The following is an 11,448-nucleotide window of genomic DNA, read 5'->3' as shown; positions in this document are numbered from 1 at the left end:
GATTACCTCAATGCATATGAAAATATCTGCTCTTATTGAGGCTCAACTAAGCCTTAGTAATGTTGTTAATATTAGCGAGACTAATTTAGATGGAAAGGTTACTCACAGAATAAAAGCTAATAACATGTCGCTTAACGTGGAGAATTTTAACGAAGTTACACCTTTTTATGCACGTGCCGCACAGGAAAGAGGTCATTCGTTAGGACCAATCATGCGATTTGATCACGATGATGCGCAAGGAACTGTCATGCGATTAGAAAAATATAGTGGTGATGGAAAAACAAAATCGAGATGGGATTTTAAAATTAATCATGAAAACAGAGAATTGTTATTAACGCCAATAGAAACAGGGGGAGCCTTTGCGGTAAACGCGATTTTAAAAACAATTCATCATACTTGGAACGGAAAACATTTTCAAATGGGTGATTATCACTTTTGGGTAGATGGAGCTAAAAACTTACGAATAAGAAAAGGGCCGCCCGCAAACGATACAGACGGAACAATTATAGTAAATGTACCATAGAAGGAGGAATTTACATGGCATTACAAATCCCCAAATACGTATTAAATAATGGTTTAATTGCAGAGAACGCATTTGCAATTATTACAAATCTGAACGGTAATACAACGATGACGATAGAATTAACATTATATATTTCAAGAGAAGCTTACTTAGAAGAAAGACCGGTAATTGATGTGAGACTTTTCGATTTTCAACCAGATATATCAGAGAGATCTTATAACTATCATGTACAGGGATATGACCATTTGAAAATTATTTTTCCTGATGCAATTTATTTGAAATAATGGAATTTCCCCTGAAATCCTTGTATTCTAGAGTGAGATTATAGAATAAAGAGGTTGATATTTTGAAAAAAATCATCACAGGATTACTAGTAATAATATTAATATTGATTTGTTTTATATTTAAATTAATAAAGCAGGATTCGAATGGCGTTCACATAAGTGAAATAGCTAAAAAAATAAGCACGGAGACTATAATTAACGTGCAAGAACAAGGCGCAGATTCTACTGGTTTTTCTGATAGTACAAAATCTTTCCAGAAAGCGATAGATTCATTAGGGAAATCAGGAGGTATTATTTTTATACCAAAAGGAACTTTTCTCTTGGAACAAATTCAAATACCGTCTTATGTACAACTAGTCGGAAGTGGGAAAGGGACTATTTTAAAATCGAAGCCAAATAGTGATAAACCGCTCATAGTGTTAAAATCTAAAACGGCTCAAATGGTCTATTTACGTGATTTTACGATAGATGGGAATAGAGAATATCAATCATCATCCAAAGCGAGAGGGATTGAGTTTATTAATACACGTAGTGCCGAGGAAATGAAGAAAAAAAGCATATTGAAAGAACATGATGCTCGACATTACATTGAAAATATTTATATCTCAGAAACAAAAGGTGATGGTCTATATATTGAGGGACGTGGAGAAAGTCAAATTAAAGGGTTACAGGTATTACGAAGTGATGGAATAGGAATTCATTCAAACGCTCAAGATAATTGGTTTACTGATTGCTCATCTGGTGAAAGTGGGATTTATGGTATTTTTGTAGGTGATGCAGCTACAAATAGTAGGTATGTGAATTGTAAAGCATGGTTCTCCGGAAGAGTGAATTCAGACCAAGGTGACGGATTCCATCTCACTGCAAGTCGTATTGTGTTAACAGGTTCTGAAGCTCAAGATAACAGTAAACATGGATTTGTTTTTGCAGGAAATGACATTGTCGGATATGGTTTATTAGCGGAAGCGAATGGATGGCAATATGGGACTCGTATTCGAAGAGAGGATGGTACGGGATTTGTATTTTATGGAGCGACAAATTGCAATCTGCAAGGAGTAGCTGCCGATAGGTTTGTAGACTCAAAAGAAAAGAGTCATCAAGCATTCGCTATTCAATTATTAAATCAATCTAGAGGGAATCATATTGATGTAACATCTAGAGGTATGAGATTAAATACTATACCATCTGATCAAATTAACGATAATAATAAGATTAATATAACTGATAACAAAGAGATAAATTAATCTAAATAATGCATTCATTTCAAAGAGAGGCTAACAACGGTCTCTCTTTTTATTTTAGAAGGTAAATTTATTAAGTTCACATCGAATCCATTAAGAATTAACATATTTAATATAATTTATAAGTAAATGTATCAGAAGAGGTGGATAGTATGGTTGAAAAAGTCAACTTTGGTAAAGGTTTATTTTATGGCAGTTTAATATCGGTTATTTTCTGGATTACTTTGTATGATGTGATTAAACCCTTAGTGAGATAACTAAATCTTAATAAAATACGGCTTTTACAACAAATCAAAGCGTGCGTATAGCGTGCTTTTTTATTTTTAAAAAAGGAGTGAAAAAGATGACAATTGAATTCGGTTTACTTCTTGCACTATTATCACTTGCTGTTAGTTATTTGGGCTATTCGTTGAATAGAACAAAAGCAGTGAAGTCTGATGGACAGGAGAACGCAGAAATGAAGGCGGAATTAGGATATATCAGGAAAGGAGTTGATGATATCCGAATTGATCAAAAAGCAAGTGAAAAACAAATGATTTTGTTTGGAGAAAGAATTACAAGGGTAGAAGAAAGTTCAAAGCAAGCTCATAAACGAATAGATACTTTAGAAAAGGAGATAAATTAATTATGTCAAAAGAGAATATCAAAAAACGATTCCGCAACTGGAAAACATGGGTTGCGGTTTTTTCTTTGCTCGGATTTTTGTTTACGAAGTTTGGTGTGCCAGAAGCGAAAAGCTTTTTGGATGAATTAGCACCTTATTTGCTGTCAGTTGGTATCGCATTAGGTATTTGGTCTGATCATGATGTAAATAGCGAAGGAGACGATAAATAATGGGACATATTATTGATATTTCAAAATGGAATGGAGACATTAACTGGTCTGTAGCAAAACAACATATAGATTTCGTTATTACTCGTGTACAAGATGGTTCAAATTATGTTGACCCATTATATAAAGGGTATGTACAATCCATGAAAAAGCATAGCATTTCTTTTGGGAACTATGCATTTTGTCGCTTTGTTTCAATTACCGATGCAAAGAAAGAAGCGCAAGACTTTTGGAGCCGTGGTGATAAAAATGCTACAGTTTGGGTGGCGGATGTAGAAGTAAAAACAATGGGTGATATGAGAGCCGGGACACAAGCATTTATCGATGAATTACGCCGATTAGGTGCTAAGAAAGTTGGTTTATATGTTGGTCATCATATGTACGCTCCATTCGGAATGGCTAATGTGAATTGTGACTTTGTATGGATTCCACGATATGGTGGTAATAAGCCAGCATATCCTTGCGATATTTGGCAGTACACTGAAACAGGAAATGTACCTGGAATCGGTAAATGTGACCTTAATTCACTTATAGGAAATAAGTCACTATCTTGGTTTACTGGATCAGGGCAAGAACAAGCGCAAGTTCCTAAACAAAATATCATCCAATCAGGAGCTTTTTCACCATATGAAGTGCAGGATGCTATGCAGGCCTTAACATCTGTAAAAATGACTGCTAATTTCTTTTTAAAACCAGATGGCTTAACGTATTTTGTTACTGAACCAACTAGTGATGCTCAATTGAATGCAATGGAAGCATACCTTGACCGTAAAGGGTGGTGGTATGAAGTTAAATAAAACAAAAGAATAGTTTTATGAACAGAAATTATTATCTGGTTCTATATGTAGATAATTATATATTGATTTTCATCTTTATAAATGTTAGGGTAAATATACACCGTTTCTTATTTATCTATGAGTACTGTCTGTAGAACGAATAGAATAATTTGAAAAAAATCCCCTTTTGTACCCATATGGAGAAGGGGATTTTTATTTTTATGAGATTTAAAATTTACTTTTAGATAATGCTTTTAATATTGGATTTATTATTTTACTCAACAAACGAAATGCGTTGAAAATAGACCTTATAATCTTCATAGTAATGTCCCTACTTTCATACCTTATAAATTTGAAATCCTCTTCACTTCTGTTTTTTTGCTTTTATTATGTATTCCCCTTTTAGAAAGTATTGTAATTAATTTGCATATTGTACCATAATATGAATTTTAAATATTATATATAATATAATTTCTATCTTTGCCGATGAATTCATTTATTTTATTAATGAAGAATATGATATACATGCTTGGAAATGAAAAAAATTTACAGCCTGTGAAATGACCATATAATAGAAGGAATTAAAAATAAATATCTTTGTAGTTACCCTGTTGGCGTCAACCTCATGCGCCTAATGGCAACAAAAAACATCTACTTCGTCCCATTCGGTCAAGATGCACCAGAGAAAAAACCAAACTCAATGGTAGCTCGCATGGAGCTGCTGGAAGATACAGTATTAGAAGCGCTGCAAGGGAAGCAATTGCAGCCGGTTGTCGTAGAAAAATTCAGATATATGAATTAAAAAACGAAAAAAAACGGACAATTTTTGATGAAACCATCATTCTTACTGTAGAATATGATAAAATTAACGTTATTAAGATTAGAAGGGGTATTGTATACTCCTTCTAATTCTAAGTTATAGAAGGATTGGTATCTAGAAAGGGGCATAGTGATGGAAAAGCAAAAAACTTTTCATGTCGCTGTAGTTGGAGCAACCGGCGCAGTTGGTGAACAAATGTTAAATACTTTAGAGAAACGAGAATTTCCAATCGGGAAGTTAACGTTACTTTCATCTAAACGATCTGCAGGTAAGAAACTTGTATTTAAAGGCGAAGAATTTACAGTTCAAGAGGCAACTCCTGAAAGTTTTGAAGGAGTAGATATCGCACTATTTAGTGCTGGTGGATCTGTATCAAAACAATTAGCGCCAGAAGCAGCAAAGCGCGGTGCGATTGTTGTTGATAATACAAGTGCATTCCGTATGACAGAAAACGTGCCACTTGTTGTACCTGAAGTAAATGAAAACGACTTAAAAGAACATAATGGTATTATTGCAAATCCAAACTGTTCTACAATTCAAATGGTAGTAGCTCTTGAGCCAGTTCGTCAGCAATATGGTTTAAAACGAGTAATCGTTTCCACATATCAAGCTGTATCAGGTGCTGGTGCGGCAGCGATTGAAGAACTTCATGAACAATCACAAGCAATCTTAAATGGTGAAGAAGTGAAGGCGAATGTTTTACCTGTATCAGGTGATAAGAAACATTTCCAAATTGCTTTCAACGCGATTCCACAGATTGATAAATTCCAAGATAATGGATTTACGTTTGAAGAAATGAAAATGATTAATGAAACGAAAAAAATTATGCATATGCCTGAATTAGAAGTAGCGGCAACATGTGTACGTTTACCAGTTGTATCAGGTCACTCTGAGTCTGTTTACATCGAAGTAGAAAAAGAAGGTGTAACAGTAGAAGAATTCAAGAGCTTACTTGCAAATGCGGAAGGTATCGTTCTGCAAGATAATCCAGAAGAGCAGTTATATCCAATGCCAGCTACTGCAGTAGGTAAAAACGAAGTATTCGTTGGAAGAATCCGTAAAGATTTAAATAACGATAAAGGATTCCATCTTTGGGTCGTATCTGATAACTTATTAAAAGGCGCTGCATGGAATTCTGTTCAAATTGCAGAGCGCTTAGTAAAATTACAATTAGTGTAAACGGCTAAGAGAAGGTGCAAAATATGAAAATTATTGTTCAAAAATTTGGTGGCACATCCGTACGTGATGAAAATGGACGTAAGCATGCGCTTCATCATATAAAAAAATCGCTAGATGCGGGTTATAAAGTAGTTACTGTCGTATCTGCTATGGGCCGTAAAGGTGAACCATATGCAACTGATACTTTGTTAAGTCTTGTAAATCAAGAGGAATCTCGTATTTCTAATCGTGAGCAAGATTTATTATTATCATGCGGAGAATTAATCTCAGCAATCGTCTTCTCTAACATGTTAAATGAGAACGGTATAAAAGCAGCGGCATTAAATGGTGCACAAGCTGGTTTTGTAACAAATGATGATTTTACAAATGCTAAGATTATTGAAATGAACTGCGATCGTATACATGAAGAGCTAGAAAATCTAGATGTAATCGTCGTTACAGGATTCCAAGGACAAACGAAAAAAGGTGATACGACAACACTTGGACGCGGAGGTAGCGATACTTCAGCTTCTGCATTAGGTGTTGCGCTTCATGCTGAATTTATTGATATCTTTACAGATGTAGAAGGTGTTATGACTGCGGATCCTCGCATTGTAAAAGATGCACGTCATCTTCAAACGGTAACATACAATGAAATTTGTAACATGGCATATCAAGGTGCAAAAGTCGTTCATCCACGTGCAGTTGAAATTGCGATGCATGCCAAAGTACCACTTCGTGTACGTTCTACGTATTCTGATAGTGAAGGTACGCTTATTTCAGCATCGGACGGTGCGACAAAAGGCCGTGATGTAGAAGAACGTCCTGTTACAGGTATCGCTCATGTATCAAATGTGACGCAAATTAAAGTGCTTGCAAAAGAAACAGCATATGATTTGCAACAGCATGTGTTTAAAGAAATGGCGAATGAAGGAATCAGTGTCGATTTAATTAACATTTCACCTACTGGGGTAGCTTATACGGTGAGTGATAATGTATCAAGTCGTGCAGTTGAATTATTAAAAAACCTTGGATATGAGCCAATTGTGACAGAGCATTGTGCAAAAGTATCTATTGTAGGAGCTGGAATGGCAGGGTACCCAGGGGTTACTGCGAAAATCGTTACAGCTTTAGCGGAAAAAGGTATTCAAATTTTGCAATCGGCAGATAGTCATACGACAATTTGGGTTCTTGTAAAAGAAACTGATTTAGTGGAGGCTGTAAATGCATTACATAGTGCGTTTGAGCTTTCAAAAGAAAAGCAACTGGAACAATAAGGAGTGAGACCATGATAGATTTTGGGACAATTGCAACCGCGATGGTAACTCCGTTTGATAAAAACGGAAATATCGATTTTGCGAAGACAACGAAATTGGTAAATTATTTAATAGATAACGGTACAACAGCAATCGTGGTAGGAGGAACGACAGGAGAATCTCCTACATTAACTTCAGAAGAAAAAGTAGCGTTATATCGCCATGTCGTATCTGTTGTCGATAAAAGGGTGCCCGTAATCGCTGGAACAGGTAGTAATAATACGCATGCTTCTATTGACTTAACTAAAAAGGCAACAGAGGTTGGTGTTGATGCAGTAATGCTAGTAGCACCGTATTATAACAAACCGAGTCAAGAAGGAATGTATCAGCACTTTAAAGCAATTGCTGAAAGCACGCCGCTTCCGGTTATGCTATATAACGTTCCAGGACGATCTATTGTACAAATCTCCGTTGATACAGTTGTTCGTTTATCAGAAATAGAAAACATTGTTGCGATTAAAGATGCAGGCGGCGATGTGTTAACAATGACAGAAATCATTGAAAAAACAGCGGACGACTTTGCAGTATACAGCGGTGATGATGGTTTAACGTTACCAGCTATGGCAGTTGGAGCGAAAGGTATCGTTTCTGTAGCATCTCATGTGATTGGAAATGAAATGCAAGAAATGATTGCAGCATTCCAAGCAGGAGAATTTAAAAAGGCGCAAAAATTACATCAATTACTTGTAAGAGTAACGGATTCATTATTTATGGCGCCAAGCCCAACGCCAGTAAAAACAGCGTTACAAATGGTTGGGTTAGATGTAGGTTCTGTACGTTTACCACTTCTTCCATTAACAGAAGAAGAAAGAGTAACGTTACAATCTGTTATGCAATCTATCCCTCGTTAATAAAAAATGACCTAGTGTAGAACTAGGTCATTTTTTTATGGTATGAAAATCTTTGCCGCTCTTTTTTACCTACCATAATACTCCACGTGTTTGATCGCTTTTTCATTATGTATTGCAACATGTACAAGAAAATAATTGTACCCCTTTAAATGAATCAAAAAAACATAGTTATTATAGAATAAACATTTGTATAAACGTAATAAACTATCGATTCTGTTTTTCAGAGGAATTGTCTCAAATGTGACGTGATTCATAAAAAAGCTTCATTTTATAAGTGTTTTTGTTCGATTCTAGAAAAATAAGTCTTGAAAATCCATATAATGAAATAAATTTAGCGTATTTATGCCTATTTCTTCAAAATAATATGGAGTATAAAATCGGAGTAAATATAAAGGAAATACGTTCGATACTTTTGTTGTAATTCCGTTCTTTTACTTTCTCTTTCGCACGATTTAACTTGTGTTCTATTTCTTGTATCAGGTATAATATGGCTAAGTAGCTTAGTACGGGTATGCTTAGCAAAATTGGTAAAAATTATAATTTGATTACATTTTCATATCATATCGAATAAGATATTTGATTTATATAATGAAAGAGAGGTGAAACCTGGTTTAAAAAATAAACAAGGACATGATATCGCATAACGGTAAGGACATTCGTCTTGGACGGTGAATATATGGTGGTTGTAGAGTTTCCCCTGGTGTCTCTGCAATTTTAGTGAAATCAGTGTTTGAAAGATTTTTAAACCAGGCAACAACATGAAGAGAAAAGAGAATGAGTCTGTTAAAGTATTTGCTCTTGGTGGAGTAGGTGAAATCGGGAAAAACATGTACTGTGTTGAAATTGATTCTGAAATCTTTATTGTAGATGCAGGATTAATGTTCCCAGGAGATGAAATGTTTGGAATTGATATCGTTATTCCTGATATTACATATTTAGTGGAAAACCAAGAGCGAGTAAAAGGTTTATTTATTACTCACGGTCATGAAGATCATATTGGTGGAATTGTTTACGTACTTCGTAAATTATCAATTCCAGTGTATGCAACGAAATTAACAGTAGGACTTATACAAGAAAAACTTGGCGAAGCGGGTATGTTAGGCCGTGTAGACTTAAAAACAATCGATTCAAATTCAACAGTAGAGTTTAATACTACAACGGTGTCATTCTTTGGAACGACACATAGTATTCCAGATTCTGTTGGTGTTTGTTTCCATACATCAAAAGGTGCTATCGTATACACGGGAGACTTTAAATTCGATCAAACTCCAATTGGAAATAGTGGAGCAGACCTTGGAAAAATGGCACAAATCGGAAATGAAGGCGTACTGTGCTTATTATCTGATAGTACAAATGCTGAGCGTCCAGGCTATACAGGTTCTGAAAAAGAAGTTGGTGTAGAAATTTCTAAAGTCTTCTACGGCGCAGAAGGACGTATTATCGTTGCTTCATTTGCATCGAATGTACATCGTATTCAACAAGTATTTGATGCAGCTGCTGAAACAGGACGAAAAGTAGCGGTTGTAGGACGTAGTATGGTGAAAGTGGTAGATATCGCAAGACGTCTTGGTTATTTAGATGTTCCAGAAGGTATGGTTATTTCACTACAAGAAGTAGACAATTTCCCAGAGAAAAAGGTAGCTATTTTAACGACAGGTAGCCAAGGTGAACCGATGGCAGCCCTTTCTAGAATGGCGAAGCAAGCTCATAAACAAATTTCAATTCGTAAAGGCGATACGGTTATTATTGCGGCTTCTCCAATTCCGGGTAATGAAATATCTGTATCGAAAATTATTGACTTGTTATTTAGAGCTGGAGCTGATGTTATTTATTACGGTGAAAGAAAAGTTCACGTTTCAGGTCACGGCAGCCAAGAAGAATTAAAGTTAATGTTAAATTTAATGAAACCGAAATATTTTGTACCCGTACATGGTGAGTTCCGTATGCAAAAAGCACATGCATATTTAGCTGAAGATGTAGGTATTGCAAGAGAGAATATCTTTATCGTAGAAAAAGGTGATGTGATTGCTTTTGGTGACGATGACGCAAACTTAGTTGGCAAAGTACAAGCTGGTAATGTGTTAATTGATGGATTAGGTGTAGGTGACGTTGGTAATATCGTTCTTCGAGATAGAAAAATGTTATCTCAAGATGGAATATTAGTAGTTGTTGTAACACTTGGTAAAGATGAAAAGAAAATTATCTCTGGTCCAGAAATCATTTCACGTGGTTTTGTGTATGTTCGTGAATCAGAAGCGTTAATTGACCGCTCTACAGAGATTGTACGTATGATTGTTGAGCAATCGATTAAAGAGTATTCAATTGAATGGTCTATGTTAAAACAAAATATTCGTGAATTATTAGGGCAGTTCTTGTACGAAGAGACAAAGAGAAAACCTATGATTTTACCGATTATTATGGAAGTATAAAAAAGATCACCTTTACAGGTGATCTTTTTTTCTTTTTAAACTCTATCGAATGAAATTTATAACTTAAGAAATAATAGTTATATACGAGTGAAAGGGGATGCGATATGACAGAACGTGATCGTTATACAAATGAAGGGAAAGAGGCTGAGCCGAAAGAAACTGGAAAAGAAGCTTCGATAGTGGAAAAAATTCAACAGCTAGGGCAAACGAATGTACCACAAATGAATGAATCAAGTATTCATTGTTTAACAATCATCGGGCAGGTGGAAGGTCATGTTCAGTTGCCGCCGCAAAATAAAACAACAAAATATGAGCATATTATTCCGCAAATTGTTGCGATAGAACAAAATCCGAAAATTGAAGGTTTGCTTTTAATATTAAACACGGTCGGAGGTGACGTTGAAGCAGGGTTAGCAATTTCTGAGATGGTAGCTTCGCTTTCAAAGCCAACGGTATCACTTGTTCTGGGCGGAGGGCATTCTATCGGTGTACCAATCGCCGTCTCTACGGATTACTCATTTATTGCGGAAACTGCGACGATGACAATTCATCCCATTCGTCTAACAGGTCTTGTTATAGGTGTGCCGCAAACATTTGAGTATTTAGATAAAATGCAAGAAAGAGTCATTCGATTTGTGACGAAGCATTCGAAAGTAACCGAAGATCGTTTTAAAGAACTTATGTTTGCGAAAGGGAATTTGACGCGAGATATTGGGACGAATGTAATTGGTGGCGATGCAGTGAAATATGGTCTTATAGATGATGTCGGTGGTATTGGGAATGCGATTCGAAAACTGAATGAATTAATAGATGCTCGCATGGATGATAGTGCAGAAGGGACAATGTTACAATGATTTTATACACAATTATGCCAGAGCAACTTGTATATCCAGCTGATTATTCGCAATGTGAAAGCCAAAAAGTTGTAAATATAAACGGTGTTGAATTAATGGTTTCTGAAGAAGAACATGGGTGTTATTCTATTGTACGTGTGTTAAGTACGGATCCGCTACACTACTTAGAGTTTGAGCCCGGCCAGAAAATAACCTTTTAGCAAAAAGAAGGATTTTGTTTAGAAGCTATGGTATAATATAAAAAACAAGACGGTTGAGCAGCCATGAGAGGGCTGCTTTCTTCTGTTTATTTAACAATTTACAAGAAGTGTAAAAATAGAAGATATAAGACCTGAAAAAATAGAGAAAACAGACATATAAGTAGT

General features: G+C 35.6%; 12 protein-coding genes and 1 pseudogene. All 13 read left to right on the top strand.

Going from position 1 to position 11,448, the window contains the following annotated elements:
* On the top strand, positions 1-523 hold a 523-nt coding region (locus CER22_RS33305; protein ID WP_179211944.1), incomplete at its 5' end, for a hypothetical protein.
* Positions 524-537: 14 nt separating this feature from the next.
* Complete coding sequence (locus CER22_RS27990) at positions 538-807, top strand: hypothetical protein (RefSeq protein ID WP_088610165.1); 270 nt, start codon at positions 538-540, stop codon at positions 805-807.
* Between the two features lie 62 nt (positions 808-869).
* Entirely contained in the window at positions 870-2,051 is a 1,182-nt protein-coding gene (locus CER22_RS27985) for a glycosyl hydrolase family 28-related protein (RefSeq protein WP_179211943.1), read from the top strand.
* Between the two features lie 340 nt (positions 2,052-2,391).
* Positions 2,392-2,673, top strand: coding sequence for a hypothetical protein (locus tag CER22_RS27980; RefSeq protein WP_088610163.1), 282 nt, complete (start codon positions 2,392-2,394; stop codon positions 2,671-2,673).
* 2 nt (positions 2,674-2,675) lie between these two features.
* Complete coding sequence (locus tag CER22_RS27975; protein ID WP_061657754.1) at positions 2,676-2,882, top strand: hypothetical protein; 207 nt, start codon at positions 2,676-2,678, stop codon at positions 2,880-2,882.
* Positions 2,882-3,676 (top strand): GH25 family lysozyme, encoded by a 795-nt coding sequence (locus CER22_RS27970; RefSeq protein WP_088610162.1) that lies wholly within the window; start codon positions 2,882-2,884, stop codon positions 3,674-3,676. The genes CER22_RS27975 and CER22_RS27970 overlap by 1 nt, the downstream gene beginning before the upstream one ends.
* Positions 3,677-4,268: 592 nt before the next feature.
* Positions 4,269-4,457, top strand: a pseudogene (gene spoVFB, locus CER22_RS27965) (dipicolinate synthase subunit B); the annotation flags it as partial.
* 150 nt (positions 4,458-4,607) lie between these two features.
* Positions 4,608-5,654: an aspartate-semialdehyde dehydrogenase gene (gene asd, locus CER22_RS27960; protein ID WP_000414854.1), complete on the top strand. Its 1,047-nt coding sequence runs from the start codon at positions 4,608-4,610 to the stop codon at positions 5,652-5,654.
* Between the two features lie 23 nt (positions 5,655-5,677).
* Complete coding sequence (dapG, locus tag CER22_RS27955; RefSeq protein ID WP_087985046.1) at positions 5,678-6,910, top strand: aspartate kinase; 1,233 nt, start codon at positions 5,678-5,680, stop codon at positions 6,908-6,910.
* An 11-nt stretch (positions 6,911-6,921) separates the two neighbouring features.
* Complete coding sequence (gene dapA, locus CER22_RS27950; protein ID WP_000564777.1) at positions 6,922-7,800, top strand: 4-hydroxy-tetrahydrodipicolinate synthase; 879 nt, start codon at positions 6,922-6,924, stop codon at positions 7,798-7,800.
* A 758-nt stretch (positions 7,801-8,558) separates the two neighbouring features.
* Positions 8,559-10,229 (top strand): ribonuclease J, encoded by a 1,671-nt coding sequence (locus tag CER22_RS27940; RefSeq protein ID WP_000823079.1) that lies wholly within the window; start codon positions 8,559-8,561, stop codon positions 10,227-10,229.
* A 104-nt stretch (positions 10,230-10,333) separates the two neighbouring features.
* Complete coding sequence (tepA, locus tag CER22_RS27935) at positions 10,334-11,083, top strand: translocation-enhancing protein TepA (RefSeq protein WP_000139828.1); 750 nt, start codon at positions 10,334-10,336, stop codon at positions 11,081-11,083.
* Positions 11,080-11,283 (top strand): YlzJ-like family protein, encoded by a 204-nt coding sequence (locus tag CER22_RS27930; RefSeq protein ID WP_000605020.1) that lies wholly within the window; start codon positions 11,080-11,082, stop codon positions 11,281-11,283. The genes tepA and CER22_RS27930 overlap by 4 nt, the downstream gene beginning before the upstream one ends.
* Positions 11,284-11,448 lie beyond the last annotated feature (165 nt).

Source organism: Bacillus sp. K2I17, from assembly GCF_002209985.1.
GTDB lineage: Bacteria > Bacillota > Bacilli > Bacillales > Bacillaceae_G > Bacillus_A > Bacillus_A wiedmannii.
The sequence above is the reverse complement of the archived record's forward strand: the minus strand, read 5'-3'. Positions and strand labels throughout refer to the sequence as shown.